The following is a 16,456-nucleotide window of genomic DNA, read 5'->3' on the forward strand; positions in this document are numbered from 1 at the left end:
GCCTGATGCAGTACCAAAAATCCTATAACGCCGCCTGCCGTTTGATGACGACGATGGATGCGATGATCGACAAGCTGATCAACGGAACGGGGCTCATAACTTGATAAAGGAGGTCGCAACATGATCCGTTCTACAACAAATGGTGTGCTGAAGAGTTATCGGTATAACCTGCAGCGTTCCAATTATACCTTGAACAAGGCCAGGAATACGGTCCTGACCGGGCGTAATTTCAATTCCTTCGCGGAGGCTCCGGCTACGGCGGCGCGGTGCTTCCAGATGCGGCGCTCCTTCCAGAAGGTCAACACGCAGTACTCTGTCGGCGAGTCGGTGGTGCGCAAGTATGAGCAGGCGTGGAGCACCCTGGAAGGCGTGGGCCAGGACGTCAAGAACCGCATATCCGATTCGGCCTATGCGGATATCATCCAGAGTCTCAACGACCCCACTGCCTCCGGACGAAATGCCCTGGGACAGTCCATGACAGCACTGGCCAAGGGGATCGCCCAGAAGATGAACTGCCGCTACGGCGATAATTTTGTGTTTGCCGGCGCAGACGGGCTGAATGTGCCCTTCAGCTGGGACGATCAGGGCAATCTCTGCTACCGGGGCGTTGTGGTGGACGCAAAGCAGGGTACAGACGACCTGGAGAAGCTCGAATATATGGCCGGCGAGACAAAGTACGCGGACATCGGGCTCGGCATGCAGGAGGATGAGAACGGCGAGGTCATCAGCGGCAGCGTCTTTAATGTGGCGCTGCAGGGGATCAATTTCCTGGGCTACGGCGTGGACGCGGATGGAGACCCCAAAAATGTTGTGTCCATCATCTCAAAGATGGGCCAGATCCTGGAACGCTGCGACCCGGACTCCGGCGCCTTTGCAAGCGAGCAGGACCGCAAGGATCTTGAGCGTTTGGCAAAAAAGTTTGAAGAATCTTCCTCCAAGCTCTCCGATAAGTTTACGGAGCTGGACACGCAGGCCGCCTTCCTCAAGAGCAATCAGAAGCAGCTGGAGGGTACGGCCTACACCCTGCAGGAGCAGTTTTTGGGCATTGAGGATGTAGATCCTGCCGAGGCGATCTCCTCCTTCGTCTGGGCACAGTATTGCTACAATACCGCGCTGAAGGTGGGCAACAGCATTCTCTCACAAAGTCTGATGGATTATTTGAATTCCTGATACAGCGATCACATGTGCGAAAACTGAAAGGAGCTGAATGAGTATCTATGACTCCGCTGATTGAAATTAAGAGCGTACCCATTGAGATCGAGATGAAGGTGTCCCACGCGAAGCTGGAATATACCCGTGGAACGGCGGATCTGGAGATCTCACGCAGTGATGGGGGCTTGAGCATCAAGAGCAGCCCCATCCGCTTGAACATTGACACGTTCGAGGCCCGCAATTCTGTTGTTCCCACCACGGCTCGTTCCATCCAGGAGGGAGCGGAAAAGGGGAAGCAGGCCGCCTACCAGGCAACGGCTACCTACGCTCAGCAGGGGCAGCTTCTGCTCAAAGCGCAGATCGGGCAGGAAATGGTCACCCAGTTTGCAGCCGATGCGATGGCGCGGGATGTGAAAACGAATGTCGGGATCCGCTTTATCCCGACGGTTCCTGCGGAGATCGGCTGGGACCCTGGTGAGCTGAACATCCGCTTTGAAATGGACAAGATGAATTTTGACTGGCGTCTCAATCGGACGCAGTTTGAATTTGTCCCCGGTGATATTGAGATCTCGGTGACCCAGTATCCGGATGTGGTAATCAAGTATATCGGCGGGCCGCTCTATGTACCGCCCTCCGCGGACCCCAATTATGAGCCGGTCGCTGTGAAGGCGTGAGATGAGGAGGGACTCTGATTGAAGCTCCGGACAAAGTATTTTGGTGAGATCGAATACGAGTCCTCTGAGCACATTCGGTTTCCGGCGGGGCTGTTCGGCTTTGAAGAGGAGACCGATTTCCTCCTGCTGCCCTTCGAGGGCGGTGAGAATCGGATGCTGTGCTTGCAGAGTATGAAGACCCCGTGCTTGGCCTATACGTTGCTGGACCCGTTTTATCTTTGTCCCCAGTACACACCGGTGCTGCAAAAATCGGAACTGCGGATGTTTGAGGTGGACAGTGTGGAGGCGCTTTGCTTTTACGTGCTGTGTGCGGTGAAAGAGCCAGTTTCCTCCAGCACGGTCAATTTGAAGTGTCCCATTGTTATCAATCCAACGACCAGTGTGGCTCGTCAGATCATTATGGAAACGGATTCCTATACAATGCGGCAGTCCTTGGATACGATTCATCTGGACGAGGGGGAATCGAAATGCTGATTTTGCAGCGCAAAGCGGGGGAATCTCTGCTGATCGGTGACAATGTCTCCATTTCGATCGTGTCAGTCAAGAAGGGACAGGTCCGTCTCGCCATATCCGCGCCGGTGGAGGTTCCGATTCTCAGGAGCGAGCTGCTTGCAGTTGCGGAGGCAAACACGGATTCCGCGATTGAAGGGGCGGATCCCGCTGCTTTGCTGGCACTGCTGCACGGCGGCGATGAGAAGGATGCGCCGGAAGGAAAGGACAAGAAAGGAGACGATACTGTATGATGGATGCCATTGCAGGGGCAGCGATGGAGATGAGCGCAGCCCAAACGTCTTTGGCCTATTCTCTTGCTGTTACCAAAAAAATGATGGACACGCAGGAAGTGGTGGCGCAGGAGCTGCTGGAGATGCTGCCTCAGCAGCCGCCTATGGGCGAATTCATTGACGTCTATGCCTGAACGGCACATATGTAAAATATAAGAGGGCGGGATGGTTAGAATAACCATCCCGCCCTTTTATTGGCCTGACAGCATTTGAATCTGCAAGTAATTTACATAATCCAAACAGGTACACCAAAAAAATTATACGGCCCCGTCTTGATTAAAATGTGACTGTGTGGTATATATATGGGGTAGGAGTCTGTCGATTTTTACAGAGTGAGGTTGCTTTGGCTCCAAATGTGCAGTGAAAATTTGCTTGGACTGTGGATCGAGAGGATGGCATATGAGTTTTTTATCTACGAATTCTTTGACCATGATGGAGAGGTCCCTGGGATTTCTCTGGACAAAGCAGGCGGCTATTTTAGATAACATCGCAAATGCGGAAACGCCAAACTATAAGCCGAAGGTCGTCACATTTGAAGAGAGCTTTCGGGAGCAGCTGGAGCGCGCATCCGGCGCCGCTGCGCCCAGAAAAGCGGTGCGCCAAGTGTTGGATACCGCACAGATAGCGGTGGTGGAAAAGCCTGTGTCCACCCGCATGGATGACAATGGAGTAAACATCACAGAGCAGAGCACGGAAATGATTCGGAATGCCTATCAGATCCAGTATGTGATGAGTGCGTTGAACAGCGATCTGGCCGCCCTGAGAATCGCGATCCAGGGATAAAAGACCGGTTGAGAGACCCTGATACAGTTCCATGAAAGGAATGTGTGCATATGTCTTTTTTAAGCTCAATGAACATTATAGGCTCTGGCTTGACGGCGCAGCAGCTGCGGCTGGACATTGTTTCAGAGAATGTGACAAACTCCACGACCACCCGCACCGAAGCAGGCGGGGCCTATCGCCGTAAGATGGTCGTTTTTGAATCGGTTGCTGGTCGGGATACATTTCGTGCTGCAATGGCCCGCGCTGCGGAGGGCCTGACGCCGAACTCCGGCTATGCGACGGCTGGCGGCGTGCGCGTTGCGCAGATCGTAGAAGATCCGTCTCCGCTCAAGCTGGTCTATGATCCCACCCACCCGGATGCCAACGAAGATGGGTATGTAGAGCTGCCCAATGTCGATATGGTGAAGGAAATGACGGATGCCATGGCCGCCACACAGGCGTATTCCGCCAATGTAACGGCATTCAACGCATTGAAAACTGTATTGGCCAAGGGCCTTGAGATTGGAAAATAATTTGTATTAGGAGAGGGGTATGAGCATGATCGCTCCTGTTGAACAGCTGTCCCCGATTTCCTCACTGGGTCTGGGAAGTGATGGAAAGGTAGAAAATGGGGGAGAGAGCATTTTCGGGTCTATTTTCCAAGCCGCGATCGACCAGGTGAAAGAGACCGACGCGAGGAAGGTAGAGGCAGAATATCTTCTTTCCACCGGCCAGTTGGATAATCCGGCGGCCTTGATGCTTGCGACCTCCAAAAGTGAATTGTCAGTCAGCCTTTTGGTGCAGCTGAGAAATAAAGCGTTGGACGCCTATTCTGAACTGACCAGAATCAGCCTGTAAGGGGCTGGCGGGAATGTCGTGCAATAAAATCGGGGGGATTCGACCTGATTTTTATTTTGGCGGCTTCCCCCAAAGCGGTCATGTTCCCAAAGGAACCTTCGCGTGTTCCGACTGCTTGTGAGGAAGGCGCTGCGCTTAGTGACATTCGGCGGCATTGGAAATCTTCCAATGCCGTTAGCCCGCAGAGGTATAATGTTCCGGTTTTTTATATAGCCGCTCTAGCTGCTCCAGCTTTATGGAGAGTATTTCAGCAATGATCTCAGGGTAATCCACACAAATTACTTCGAGAATTTTGTCTATGGTTTTGCTGGTGGGATTTCCACGTCCATCTCGATACAGATAATAATTTGAAATTGGAATTTCCATTTCGCACGCAATGACCGAACAGGGCTTTCCTGACGCCGTTTCGTATTTTTGGAGAAGCTGTGCAACGAAAGTACGGACGTGTCGCGTCATAAGCCGTTCCCTCACTTCAAATCATGACGGAGTGCTGGAGAAGAATGACAAATCAATGGCCCTTGCTTTGTGTTCTATTTTCAATAGAACACAAATCAATGGCCCTTGCTTTGTGTTCTATTTTCAATAGAACACAAAGGTCTTCTGGAATCCAAGGGGTTGAAATGTGCGGATCCGCCCGACGGTCAGAGACGGCAATTTGAATCACACACACTTTTCATCGAAAAGAAGCAACGCCCAATTTCCTTTTATGTTCCTGTGCCGCGTCATCCCTTGACAGCACAAGACTTTGGCGGGCTCGGAAACAAGGGATCAACTGGGAGCGGACCAAATGAGTGGGCGTACATCCTGAGGATGAGGTTGGACGCTCAATTTTTCCCAAAACCCCAATAAGACCACCGTTCTGTACTGTGGTGTGACGATGCCCTGGCAGCAGGCATTTCGTAAAATGGACAGGATACAAGCGCCATTTTTACGTGTTTACAAGTGTAATTATGCCTGAAACGGGTGGAGAGTGCCAACACATATATAGGAATTTTGGGAGAATGTTGATATCAAGAAAGCATGGTGACGGCCGTTGGTGGACAAGTTGAAAAAGTTCTGGGCAGATGGGCTGGAACGAATCAAAAAGATATCAAAGAAGGCGCTGATTATTTCTGCTGCGGCCCTGGTGGCATTGGCCGTTTTGATCGCGCTTGTCTTGAACAACAAACCGTATGAGGTCCTGGTCACTGGTGTGAGCTCCGGAGAGGCGTCTTCGATCCTGACCTATCTGGATGGACAGGGAGTCACGGACTATAAGGTGGAAAACAACGACACCATTTTGGTGCCGCGCAGTCAGGCGGCGTCGCTGAAAGGCAAGCTCCTGATGCAAGGCTACCCGCAGACCGGCTATGCCTATTCCACTTACTATGACCATGTGGGTTCCCTGTCTACGGAGTCAGAGCGGAACAACGCCTATCTGATGTTCCTGATGGAGAGCATGAGTAACGTGATCCGGACCTTTGAAAACGTGAAAGACGCAACGGTGCTCATCAGCCCGGGGGAAGACCGCGGGTATGTACTGGACAGCGGAAATGTGGTCGACGCGTCGGCGGCGGTGACCGTCACCATGGACGGCGCAGCCAAGCTGAGCGCGCAGCAGGTCTCTGCCATTCGGAACCTTGTCTCCCATGGCGTCCAGGGGCTTGAGATCGATTCAGTCGCGATCAGCGATACCATGGGCAACAACTACACAGCAGACGCCTCGGCTGCCGCAGGGGACGCCTCGGCCCTGAAGCTGCAGCTGGAAGAGGAGTACGAAAATAAGATCCGGACCGAGGTCATGCAGGCGCTTTCGCCCTTTTTCGGGAATGACAACGTCAGGGTGAGCGTCAACTGTGTTGTGGAGCTGAGCCAGCGCACGGTGAGCTCCAGAGATGTCTATCTCCCGGAATGGGCGCAGAATGGCGAGACGAATGGAAAAGGGATCATCGGCAAGCAGATCTATGAATACTATGTGGCCCGGCCCGGCAACGATGCCGCTGGAGGGCTGGTCGGTTCGGAAACGAACAGCGATATTCCGGAGCATGTGGAGAATGCAGCCGATCCCACCGGCGAGGAGCAGAGCCTTGGCGGGAGCGGACAGGTAGATTACGACAACCCGTACAAAGAAACGCAGGCGCTGTATACGGCGGGGTATCTTGAGGACTGTACGGTGGCGGTCAGCATCAACTCAGCGGCGGCGGGTGCTGTTGACACAGAAAACATTCGGCGGCACGTCGCGCGGGCCGCAGGAATTGTGGGCCCGGTGGATGCGGCGACAGGTGTGGAGTACCTGGCGGATAAGATATCGGTTGTCTCCATGGCCTTTTACAGCCCGGTCGCTCCGCCCGCTCTTGACGCGGCCACCGTTCCTCTGTGGGTCGTGGTCGCTGCGGCAGGCGGTCTCCTGCTGTTCATCATCGTGCTGCTTGTGATCGTGGCGATCCGTCGCAAGCGAAAGAAGAAAAAAGCCGCCATGGAGCAAAAAGAACTGGATGAAATGCTGTCCTCCGTCGGTTTTGTGGACACTGCGTCGCCGGTGGGCGCGGACGTTATGACCATGCAGACGGAGAAGAGCATGGAGCTGAGAAAGGATATCCGTCAATTTGCGAACGACAACCCGGAGATTGCCGCACAGATGGTGCGAGGGTGGCTGAAGGGGTCCGATTAAATGGCTGAGACAGTTTCAACGGAAGCAGGCGTGACTGCTCCGGTAAAGAAAGAAACAACAAAAGAGAAAAAGCGCCCGCAGATCGAGTTGAGCGGCGCACAGAAAGCGGCTGCGGTGATCGTGGCGCTTGGCGCTGAGAAGGCATCCAATCTCTATAAGTTTATGGAGCCGGAAGAGGTGGAACAGCTCACCCTGGAGGTGGCGCGGCTGGGCTACCTGGATTCGGACCAGACGGAGGATGTCCTCAACGAATTCTACCAGATGTGCATGACCAACAAGGCGGTCACCGAAGGCGGCCTGGAGTATGCAAGGAGCGTTCTGGAAAAGGCGTTCGGCGAACAGGCCGCCGAGGACCTGCTGTCCAAGGTGACGAAATCCCTGAAAAACCGGGAGTTCGCATTTATGAACAAGGCAGACGTCAAATCCTTGTTTTCCGCGCTGCAGAACGAACGCCCCCAGACCATCGCCCTGGTGCTGTCCTACGTGGACGCGGACAAGGCGGCAGGTGTGGTCGCACAGCTGGAGGAGTCCCAGCAAATTCAGGTTGTAAAGAGCATTGCCAACATTGAGAGCATATCCCCTGCGGCCATCAAGATCGTGGAGGAGGAGATGAGCAAGAAGTTCTCCAACATCATCACCAGCACGAATGTGAAGGTCGGCGGAATCGATTATGTGGCGGATGTGATGAATAACCTGGATCGTACCAGCGAGAAGAATATTTTTGACGGCTTGTCAGGGCTGGATCAGGATCTTGCGGATGAGATCCGGAAGAAGATGTTTGTGTTTGAGGACATCGTTACCATGGATGACCGCTCGGTCCAGAGATTTGTGCGCGACTGCGATCCCAGGGACCTGGTGCTGGCGCTCAAGGGCTCCAATCAGGAGGTCGGCAACAAGCTGTTTACCAATATGTCCAGCCGCATGGCCCAGAGCATCAAGGACGACCTGGAAATTACGACAAACGTCCGCATCAGGGATGTGGAAGAGGCGCAGCAGCGGATCGTTGGAATCATTCGTTCACTGGAGGAGAAGGGCGAGATCATCATACTGAAGGGTGGAAAGGACGATATCATTGCCTAGTATATGGAAACGATTTTCCAGCCCGAAAACAGAGCCCTATCAGTTCCTTGAGACGGATGAGCTGGAGCCGGTGGACGAGACCCTGCAAGATGAGACGCCGGCCCCGGAGACTGAGCCGCTGGAAGCATTTGTGCCCGATGAGGAGCCGGAGCCCGACAGCGAGCTGGAAGCAGGCAATGCGCCTTTACGCTATGCGCAGATACAGGCGGATGAAATACTCAGGGCGGCCAGGCAGCAGGCGGAGGAGCTTTTAGAACAGGCAAGGCAGGAGGCCCAGGAGGACGCGGCCAGACTCCGTGAAAAAGCGCGTGAGGAGGGCTGGGAGGCAGGCCATGCAGACGGCGTCCTCCACGGTACCGCGCAGGCGCTGGAAGAGGGCAGGAAAGACCGGGAGGAAAAACTTTCCGCGCTGGAAGCCAGCATAGACAGGTTTCTGGAGCGGGCGAATGACGCCCTGGACAAGCAGATGGAGCAAAATGTCGACGAGCTGAGGGACTTGGCCATCTCCGTTGCGGAGAAGGTGATCGCAGTGAGCCTGAAGAGCAGCTCGGAAGTGATTGGCCGCATGATCCAGGCCGCCGTTGATCGACGGAAGCGGCGCGAGTGGGTCAGGATCTATGTGGCGGAATGCGACGGACTGTCCATGAAGATGTCCCCTCAGCTGGTTGCTGCATTGTCCTCCCTATCCGATCAGGTGCGTATCATCCCGATGGCGGACGATGAGAGCGGAACCTGCATCATAGAGATGCCGGACGAGATCATCGACGCCAGTGCCGCGACGCAAATCAATAATATCCGTTCCCTGCTGTCAGATATTCCGGCGGGTGACGGGGGCAGCAGTCCTGTTCTTGGAGGAGTAGCCTATGTTCCGCCGCATGATTCGTCAGGTCTATAACGCTGATACATATAGTCTGACAGGAAAAATCGAAAACATCGTCGGAATGTCGATTGAAGCCTCCGGCGGCCGCGCGGCGGTGGGCGATATCTGCCGGATCTACAACGGCGAGTCTGGCAGGCAGGTGACCGCAGAGGTGGTCGGCTTTAAGAACAACCGGATCCTGCTGATGCCGTACGCGGACATGAACGGCATTTCCGCCGGAAACTTCGTGCGCAATACAGGAAGACAGCTGACGCTGCAAGTCGGCGAGTTTCTGCGGGGCCGCATCATCAACGCGCTGGGCCAGCCGCTGGACGGAAAAGGTCCGTTTACCGATGGGACGTCCTATTGCATTGGCGGCCAGCCGATCAACCCGCTGCATCGTCCTCCGATCCGGGACCGGATCGAGTTCGGCGTCAAGGCCATCGACGGGATGGTCACCATTGGCAAGGGGCAGCGTATCGGTATCTTCGCGGGCTCAGGCGTCGGAAAAAGTACGCTGATGGGCATGATCGCCAAAAATGTAAAGGCGGACATCAACGTGATCGCATTGGTCGGCGAGCGTGGCCGCGAGGTATTGGAGTTTGTCCAGAAAGACCTGGGCGAGGAAGGAATGCGCCGCTCCATTCTGGTGGTGGCGACCTCGGACCAGCCGGCGATGCTGCGGATGAAATGCCCAAGCGTTGCCACAGGGATCGCGGAGTATTTCCGGGATCAAGGCTACGATGTGCTCTTGATGATGGATTCGCTGACCCGTTTTGCTATGGCACAGCGCGAGATCGGACTTGCAGTCGGAGAGCCGCCGGTGGCCCGCGGCTATACGCCCTCTATTTATGCAGAGCTGCCCAAGCTGCTGGAGCGCAGCGGTAATTTTGACAAGGGCTCGATTACCGGCGTCTACACCGTTCTGGTAGAAGGCGATGATACCAACGAGCCCATTGCGGACACGGTCCGCGGTATTTTGGATGGACATATCGTGCTTTCCCGGGCGCTTGCCAACGGCAACCATTACCCGGCCATTGATGTGAGCGCCAGCATTTCCAGACTGATGACGGAGATCGTTTCAGACGAGCATCGCCAGCTGGCCTCCCGGATCCGAGACATCCTGAGCGTTTATGAAAAAAATGCAGATCTTGTGGCCATCGGCGCTTACAAGCCGGGCACCAACCGGAAACTGGACTTTGCCCTGTCCAAGATCGACGCGGTCAATGAGTTCCTGATGCAGGGTGTGGATGAGGCGTTTACATATGAGGCGTGCATACAGCAGATGCGTGAGATCCTGAGATAAGTGAAAGGGGGGAGCGTGGAATGAAGAAATTCCAGTTTTCCTTGGACACAGTGCTCTCCTATAAGCAGCAGATACAGGATAGCCTGCAAAGTGAGCACGCCGAGTCCCTTGCGCGGGTGCGCCGTCAGGAGAAGCTGCTGGATGAGCTGCTTGCCAAATATCGCGCCTACTGTGCGGAATACCGGGAACGCTGTGAGGCGGGCCTGCCGATCACAGACGTTTTGGTTTATCAAAGCGGGCTGCGCGCCATGGAGCGGGAGATCGAAAAGGCGTCCGCACACCTGGAAGAGCTTCGGCGGCAGGAGGAGAAGAAGCGCATGGAGTTCATTGAGGCGAAGCGCGAAACAGCCTCAATCGAGAAGCTGAGGGAAAAAAAGCTGCAGGATTATCAAAAAGCCCTCGACAAAAGCAATGAGCTGTTTATCGAGGAATTTGTCAGTACCGGGCGGGTCCGAAATGCAGCCAACTAGATGATGGAGGTCCGAACCGGCAGGTCTCCTGCCGTTTGGAATAAAAAGACAGTGAAAGGAGGTGAGAGAGTATGAAGCAGGTGAACGACTGCGTGCTGAATATCCTGCAGGTCGCTGCGGAGCGGCAGACCGCCCATGCACCGGCGCGGAAAGACGCACAAGGCGCAGAGAGGCCCAGCTTCCAAAAACTGCTGGAATCCAAGGCGGAGGCCACTCATACAGAGGGGCAGGCTGCTGCGGCAGAGGGGCAGGAGAACGCGGAGATGATTTCTGGAAAGCCTCTTGGAGTGGGGGATGAGGATACAGAGCTGGACCTCCAAAATCAAATGGTATGGGCCGCGTTGATGTCTTTGCAGCATCCCGTTGTTGCTATGGAACTGGCCCAGCAGGCGCCGCAGGCAGAGCCGCTGGTTGTGCTTGCAGAGGATCAGCCGATTTTGGACCCGGTGGCATGCGCGGCCCCAATGCCCGAGGCAACGCCGGAAACGGCGGGGCACGATTTGCCGCTTTTGGAGCAGAAGCTGCTTCCGAATGAGGCCAATGAGGCGGCGTTGCAGACAACTGTCATGAAGCCGGTTGAAAAGGACCCCACGGTGGTGCAGCATCCTTCCGGAGAGACACCGCTGCCCGATGCCGCGCAGCCCTCGGAGGAGAACATGCAGCGGACGGAGTTCGGCGTGGAGGTTCCGGTGTTCCGGGATGTGCCCGGCCTTCCTGTGAAGGTGGGTGAAGCTCCGGCTGTGGAGCAGACCGGAAAGGAGCTGCCGGTGAAGGCCCAGCTGTTTGAGCGGCTGAGCGCGGCGGCCGAGCGCGGGGAAACCAAGGTGGACATCCAGCTGGAGCCGGAAAATCTTGGGCATGTGCAGGTGGAAATGACCTGGTCGAGCGACGGGACCTTGCGCGTATCCATGTACGCAGAGAGCAGCCAGACCCAGAAGCTGCTGGAGCGCGATCTGGCGGGATTGCAATTCCTTTTAAGCAGAAACGGCCAGCAGGAGGTCACCGTTGAGGTGACCCGACAGCAGGAGGAAGCCCGCCAGGACTTTTCTGACGGACATCCGCAGGGAGGGCAGCAGGAGCGTCAGCCGGACCATTCCCACAAGCAGAGACGGAATGGCCAGGATTTCCTCCAGCAGATGCGCCTGGGCCTGATTCCTCTGGACGAGGAGGTATCCTGAACGGGAAGGAAGTGAATCTATGAGTAATTTTATCGGAGACGTGGGCAGCTTCTTGTCGACCAGAGCGGCAGGCTCGTTGGGCGGCGTTCAGGTCACAAAGAAGGGGCAGGGCAGCCTGGATATGACGGACTTTCTGACCCTGATGGTGACGGAGCTGACCAATCAGAGCATCGACCAGACGGCTGATACCTCTGACATGCTGAACCAGCTGGTGCAGATGCAGATGGTGCAGGCGCTCGTCAATATGACCGATGCCTCGGTGATGTCTTACGCCGCCTCGCTGGTGGGCAAGGAAGTGACGGTTGGCCAGTATGATTCCGAGGGAAAGCTGGAGGAGGTCGTCGGTACTGTCACGGGAACAGGCAGCTACAATGGACAGCAGGTGGTGTTTGTCGGCGACAAATACTATTTCCTCAGTGAGATCCTGGCCGTGGGCAGACTTCCCCAGGAGGTGGAAAAGCCTGACGGCACAGAGCCGGACGGTACAAAGCCAGATGGCTCGCAGGACGGAAACGGCAATGGACAGGGAGAGACTCCGCCCGTCACGCCTGAAACGCCGAAGGGATGAAGGTGATGATGCGTGATTGAGAAGCTGTCCGGACAGCACAGCGTCCGGCAAACTGCGCAGACTGGATTCCACAGAGGAGCGTCTGGAAGCGCCTTTGACGCGGCATTGCAGCAGGAGCTTGCCAGACAGACCGCGCAGCCACCGCAGGAGATCGCCTTTTCCAAGCATGCGATATCCCGGGCGGAAGAGCGGGGGATCGAGATCACTCCGAGCTTGATCGATCAGATCAAGGGAAGCATGGTAAGGGCCCAGGCCAAGGGGGCCACCAATATCCTGGCGGTGGATACGGAGAAAGCATTCATCATCAATGTGCCCAATGCCAAAGTCATTACGGCCATTACCCAGGCTGAAATGAAGGACAGCGTATTTACCAACATAGATGGCGCCGTGTTCCTGTAATACATACAGATGGCAGGACCGGTTTCGGAGGCCATTGCGCTCCGCCCGACTGACGGAGCGCCGGCGGCGCCAGAGACCGAAAGGAGTTCGTTAAAACAACATGACCGGAGCAATGTATGCAGCGATTGCGGGCATGAAGACCCACATGAACAAGCTGAATGTGATCGGCAACAATGTGGCCAACGTAAACACCTATGGCTACAAGACGCAGCGGACGGTGTTCCGCGACGCGCTCTATACCATGTATAGCAGCGGCTCGGACGGCACTGCAACCGCCGGAGGTAAGAACCCCTCCCAGGTGGGCTACGGTTCGTCCATTGCCAGCATTGACCTCAATATGACCAGCAGCACCTACACACCGGGCAGACCCATGGACTGCATGCTGTACGGCGACGGCTTCTTCCTGGTGGGCGGTAAGGATGCGGCGAATGTCATTGACCCGATGGACCCCAACAGCTTCAAGAGCCTGACCCTCACCCGCGTGGGCGACTTTGAATTCAAGGCGGACGGCTATCTGACCGACGGTAAGGGCAACCCGGTCTATGGCTTCATGACCGTCGGAGTCGATGCGGAGGGAAATCCCATCGTCAGCGACCAGCTGGTCCCCATTCGCCTGCCCCGGATGGAAAAACTGGCGGTAGACCCCAACACTGGTGATCCTTTGAATGGACCCGTGACCGATGACATGGTGGAGGGCAAGGACTACAAGTGGTCCTACACCGTGCGCTACCCCGTGGTGAAAAAGGAGGATAACAAGCCTCTCACCGACGCCAACAACCTTTTGGACGGTGATGTGGGGTCGACCCGCCTGGAGGACTACTGGCCCGTGAATGATGACGGGGACAAGGTCGGCGACACCAATCCCCTGGCCTTTGCCCAGATCGACGGACTGGAGATCGACCCCAAGTCCGGCAAGATCTCCGGCACCCTGAAGGACACCGATCAGGTCATCACCATCGGCTATCTGGCCGTGGGCAATGTGACCAACCCCAACGGCGTGAGCCACACGGGAGATTCCTACTACAAGTGCGGCAGCGGCGCGGGCGATCTGCAGATCTCCATGCTGGGCGGCGCAGCCGATACCATCAAGACCGTGAATGGCGGTAAGCTCACCCACGTCAACGGCAGTCTGGCGCCAAAGGACGCGGTGCTGAGCAAGAAGTCGGAGATCACCAGCGCCGGCTCCACGGAGCTGATTACCGGCGGCCTGGAAGCCTCCAATGTGGACCTGGCCACAGAGATCTCTGATATGATTACCACCCAGCGCGGCTATCAGGCCAATACCCGCATCATTACCGTGACCGATACCATGCTGGAAGAGCTTGTGAACATGAAACGCTGACCGTAATGAATGAAGCCGTCCGGGGCGTTTCCCCGCCCCGGACGGCAACAAAAAGGTGATTGCTATGATCGTTTTAACCAAGCGAAATGATGAGAAATTTCTGCTGAATCATCTACAAATCGAATGTATCGAGTGCATACCGGAAGCGAAGATCACCATGATGAATCACGACTATTACCTTGTCCAGGAGACGGTGGAGGAAATCATCCAGAAGATCATGGATTACAATGCGAAGGTACGGGATGTCTACCGGGAGATTACGATCGAAGATCATAGATAGCATGAAACATGCGTCTTTTTACATATAAAAACCAGAAGCAGGGCGTCCGTTCAGCTAAAGGGGGAATGACTGCTATATGAACTTGAATTATATCATTGGTTTGATTGGCGCCATTGTTGTCTGCCTGATCGGCATGGTCACGAGCATAAAACTGGGAGCGGCGGACCCAATCAGTGTCAATTTTGAGAATCTTCTCAACTTCCTTGACCCGGCCAGTATTCTGATTACCATCGGGTGTACCATCTTTGTTGTTGTGGCCAGCTTTCCCAGCAAAATGCTCAAGGCCATGCCCAAGCATTTTAAGATCATTCTCAATAACAAGATGTTTAACCCCGTGGAGTACATTGACCAGCTGGTGGAGCTGGCGCAGATCGCACGGAAGAACGGCCTGCTCTCCCTGGAGGAGAAGGCGAACGAACAGACGGACCCCTTCTTCAAGCAGGCGATCATGCTGATCGTTGACGCTTACGACCAGGATAAGATCCGAAGCATTTTGGAAAATGACATTGAGTGTATGTCTGCCAGACATGAGGACGCGGCCGCCATGTATGACAAGGCCTCCTCTGTGGCGCCGGCCTTTGGTATGATCGGAACCCTGGTGGGCCTAATCAATATGCTCAAGGGAATGGATCTGAGCACCGGCTCTTCCAACATCGGCTCCGATATGGGTACCGCGCTGATCACCACCCTGTATGGTTGTATTCTGGCCCACATGGTCTTCGGCCCCATCGCCACCCTGCTGCGGAACCGGGATGAGGAAGAGGTCCTGTGCAAGATGATCATTGTGGAAGGCGTCATGTCGATCCAGGCGGGAGAAAACCCCAAGTTCCTGCGGGAGCGGCTGCTGACCTATATGGCCCAGAAGCAGCGTGAGCTGGGCGAAGAGGGCGGCCAGGAGAGCCGTGGCGACAAGAAAGCGAAAAAAGGCAAAAAAGAGTGATCGGGAGAAGGTGAGCGGGCATGAAAAAAAAGAAGCGCAGCGGAGGCGGAGCCAACTGGATGGATACATACGGCGACATGGTGACGCTCCTTCTTTGCTTCTTTGTGCTGCTTTACTCCATGTCCACCATTAGTGAGGAAAACTGGAAGGCGCTGGTCATGAGCTTCAATCCGGACGCAGTGGAGACATTTACCGCCACCCCCGGGGGAGATGGCCCGGACGCGGAGGCCGATGAGGCCGGCGGACAAATGAAGATCGACGCTGAGCTGGAGGTGCTCTATCAGGAGCTGTCGGAGTATGTTCAACAGCAGGGCATGCAAAATAATATCTCTGTGACCAAGGACGGAGGACGTATTTTTATTTCGTTCAGCCAGGTCGTGTTTTTTGATGGGGACAGCCCGGTTTTGAAGAGAGAAGCGGAGCCAGTCCTGGATGAGCTGTGTCTGATGCTCGATGGGGCAAAAGAGTCTATTGATGAGGTGCGCGTCCTGGGCCACACGGCGCAGGCAGATCCAGACAGGCCAAACAGCGTTCGGACGGACCGTACACTGGCGAGCATGCGGGCGACCAACGTGGTGATCTATGTCCAGGAGCACAGCGGCATAGACCCCGCAAAGCTGGTGAGTGAGGGGCTCGGACAATGGAAGCCTGTGGATACCAATGAGACATCGGAGGGCCGGGCGAGAAACCGGCGTGTGGAAATGATCGTGAGTGGGCGCAATCTGGAGCAGGAGCTCCAGGGCGGCATCGCCAACTTAGAGACTACATGAGATGTTCACGTGTGGCGGGGGATGTATCCCCCGCTGACGGTACGGCGCATCGATTGAGCTTGTGAGGAACTTATATGGCAGAAGTATTATCACAAAGTCAAATAGACGCTTTACTGAGCGCGGTTCGCAGCGGCGAGAAGGACGTGAATGCGCAGGGCGAGGAGCAGCAGGAGAAGAAGTACCGAAAGTACGACTTTAGCAGTCCGAGGAAGTTCACCAGAGACCGGATCAAAATGCTGAACGGGATTTTTGACAATTACTCCCGTATCATCAATTCACGGCTGAACGCCCGGCTGCGCGCCAACTGTGAGATCACTGTGGAGAGCATTGAGGAGCAGCGTTATTACGAGTTCTCAAACGCGTTGACGGAGGGGGATGTGCTGGCC

21 protein-coding genes and 1 pseudogene are annotated in these 16,456 nt (G+C 55.4%); 21 read left to right on the forward strand and 1 reads right to left on the reverse strand.

The genetic code is table 11. The annotated features are described in order from the left end of the window. Nucleotides 1-120: 120 nt before the first annotated feature. The 8 genes from Q0Y09_RS05535 (at nucleotide 121) to Q0Y09_RS05570 (ending at nucleotide 4,228) form a co-directional block, all read left to right on the forward strand. Entirely contained in the window at nucleotides 121-1,170 is a 1,050-nt protein-coding gene (locus tag Q0Y09_RS05535) for a hypothetical protein (RefSeq protein ID WP_297718814.1), read from the forward strand. Nucleotides 1,171-1,217: 47 nt separating this feature from the next. Beyond that, nucleotides 1,218-1,826, forward strand: a complete 609-nt coding sequence (locus Q0Y09_RS05540; RefSeq protein WP_297718817.1) for a DUF6470 family protein — start codon at nucleotides 1,218-1,220, stop codon at nucleotides 1,824-1,826. An 18-nt stretch (nucleotides 1,827-1,844) separates the two neighbouring features. Beyond that, nucleotides 1,845-2,300 (forward strand): flagellar assembly protein FliW, encoded by a 456-nt coding sequence (fliW, locus tag Q0Y09_RS05545; protein ID WP_297718820.1) that lies wholly within the window; start codon nucleotides 1,845-1,847, stop codon nucleotides 2,298-2,300. After that, nucleotides 2,294-2,569: a carbon storage regulator gene (locus Q0Y09_RS05550; protein ID WP_297718823.1), complete on the forward strand. Its 276-nt coding sequence runs from the start codon at nucleotides 2,294-2,296 to the stop codon at nucleotides 2,567-2,569. The genes fliW and Q0Y09_RS05550 overlap by 7 nt, the downstream gene beginning before the upstream one ends. Further along, a complete protein-coding gene (locus Q0Y09_RS05555) occupies nucleotides 2,566-2,742 on the forward strand; it encodes a YjfB family protein (protein WP_297718826.1) in 177 nt (58 codons plus the stop codon). Before Q0Y09_RS05550 ends, Q0Y09_RS05555 begins: the two co-directional genes overlap by 4 nt. Before the next feature lie 295 nt (nucleotides 2,743-3,037). After that, a complete protein-coding gene (locus tag Q0Y09_RS05560) occupies nucleotides 3,038-3,391 on the forward strand; it encodes a flagellar biosynthesis protein FlgB (protein ID WP_297718879.1) in 354 nt (117 codons plus the stop codon). Between the two features lie 50 nt (nucleotides 3,392-3,441). After that, nucleotides 3,442-3,903 carry a flagellar basal body rod protein FlgC gene (gene flgC, locus Q0Y09_RS05565; protein WP_297718829.1) on the forward strand — a complete coding sequence of 154 codons (462 nt, stop codon included), beginning with the start codon at nucleotides 3,442-3,444 and terminating at the stop codon, nucleotides 3,901-3,903. A gap of 19 nt (nucleotides 3,904-3,922) precedes the next feature. Beyond that, entirely contained in the window at nucleotides 3,923-4,228 is a 306-nt protein-coding gene (locus Q0Y09_RS05570) for a flagellar hook-basal body complex protein FliE (RefSeq protein WP_297718832.1), read from the forward strand. 174 nt (nucleotides 4,229-4,402) lie between these two features. Here Q0Y09_RS05570 and Q0Y09_RS05575 read toward each other — a convergent pair whose 3' ends face one another. Beyond that, nucleotides 4,403-4,684 (reverse strand): hypothetical protein, encoded by a 282-nt coding sequence (locus Q0Y09_RS05575; protein WP_297718835.1) that lies wholly within the window; start codon nucleotides 4,682-4,684, stop codon nucleotides 4,403-4,405. 580 nt (nucleotides 4,685-5,264) lie between these two features. On the opposite strand from Q0Y09_RS05575, the gene Q0Y09_RS05580 reads away from it, so the two are divergent. The 13 genes and pseudogenes from Q0Y09_RS05580 to Q0Y09_RS05640 all read left to right on the forward strand — a co-directional run. Continuing rightward, nucleotides 5,265-6,878, forward strand: a complete 1,614-nt coding sequence (locus Q0Y09_RS05580) for a flagellar M-ring protein FliF C-terminal domain-containing protein (protein WP_297718838.1) — start codon at nucleotides 5,265-5,267, stop codon at nucleotides 6,876-6,878. Next, nucleotides 6,879-7,958 (forward strand): flagellar motor switch protein FliG, encoded by a 1,080-nt coding sequence (gene fliG / locus Q0Y09_RS05585; RefSeq protein ID WP_297718841.1) that lies wholly within the window; start codon nucleotides 6,879-6,881, stop codon nucleotides 7,956-7,958. 70 nt (nucleotides 7,959-8,028) lie between these two features. Further along, nucleotides 8,029-8,853, forward strand: a complete 825-nt coding sequence (locus Q0Y09_RS05590) for a FliH/SctL family protein (RefSeq protein WP_297718843.1) — start codon at nucleotides 8,029-8,031, stop codon at nucleotides 8,851-8,853. Next, on the forward strand, nucleotides 8,822-10,123 hold the full coding sequence (gene fliI / locus Q0Y09_RS05595) for a flagellar protein export ATPase FliI (protein WP_297718847.1): 1,302 nt from the start codon (nucleotides 8,822-8,824) through the stop codon (nucleotides 10,121-10,123). Before Q0Y09_RS05590 ends, fliI begins: the two co-directional genes overlap by 32 nt. Nucleotides 10,124-10,143: 20 nt before the next feature. Next, a complete protein-coding gene (gene fliJ, locus Q0Y09_RS05600) occupies nucleotides 10,144-10,593 on the forward strand; it encodes a flagellar export protein FliJ (RefSeq protein WP_297718849.1) in 450 nt (149 codons plus the stop codon). Nucleotides 10,594-10,664: 71 nt separating this feature from the next. Continuing rightward, nucleotides 10,665-11,771, forward strand: coding sequence for a flagellar hook-length control protein FliK (locus Q0Y09_RS05605; protein ID WP_297718853.1), 1,107 nt, complete (start codon nucleotides 10,665-10,667; stop codon nucleotides 11,769-11,771). 19 nt (nucleotides 11,772-11,790) lie between these two features. Further along, nucleotides 11,791-12,339 (forward strand): flagellar hook capping FlgD N-terminal domain-containing protein, encoded by a 549-nt coding sequence (locus Q0Y09_RS05610; protein WP_297718855.1) that lies wholly within the window; start codon nucleotides 11,791-11,793, stop codon nucleotides 12,337-12,339. Nucleotides 12,340-12,351: 12 nt separating this feature from the next. After that, nucleotides 12,352-12,738: a TIGR02530 family flagellar biosynthesis protein gene (locus tag Q0Y09_RS05615; RefSeq protein ID WP_297718858.1), complete on the forward strand. Its 387-nt coding sequence runs from the start codon at nucleotides 12,352-12,354 to the stop codon at nucleotides 12,736-12,738. A gap of 100 nt (nucleotides 12,739-12,838) precedes the next feature. Continuing rightward, on the forward strand, nucleotides 12,839-14,080 hold the full coding sequence (locus tag Q0Y09_RS05620) for a flagellar hook-basal body complex protein (protein ID WP_297718861.1): 1,242 nt from the start codon (nucleotides 12,839-12,841) through the stop codon (nucleotides 14,078-14,080). 64 nt (nucleotides 14,081-14,144) lie between these two features. Continuing rightward, a complete protein-coding gene (locus tag Q0Y09_RS05625) occupies nucleotides 14,145-14,360 on the forward strand; it encodes a flagellar FlbD family protein (protein WP_297718864.1) in 216 nt (71 codons plus the stop codon). A gap of 76 nt (nucleotides 14,361-14,436) precedes the next feature. Next, nucleotides 14,437-15,300 carry a MotA/TolQ/ExbB proton channel family protein gene (locus tag Q0Y09_RS05630; protein ID WP_297718868.1) on the forward strand — a complete coding sequence of 288 codons (864 nt, stop codon included), beginning with the start codon at nucleotides 14,437-14,439 and terminating at the stop codon, nucleotides 15,298-15,300. Between the two features lie 20 nt (nucleotides 15,301-15,320). Beyond that, nucleotides 15,321-16,070: a flagellar motor protein MotB gene (locus Q0Y09_RS05635; RefSeq protein ID WP_297718871.1), complete on the forward strand. Its 750-nt coding sequence runs from the start codon at nucleotides 15,321-15,323 to the stop codon at nucleotides 16,068-16,070. Between the two features lie 74 nt (nucleotides 16,071-16,144). Continuing rightward, a pseudogene (locus tag Q0Y09_RS05640) lies at nucleotides 16,145-16,456 on the forward strand (flagellar motor switch protein FliM); the annotation flags it as partial.

It is taken from the genome of Intestinimonas sp., assembly GCF_026169115.1.
Lineage (GTDB): Bacteria > Bacillota > Clostridia > Oscillospirales > Oscillospiraceae > Intestinimonas.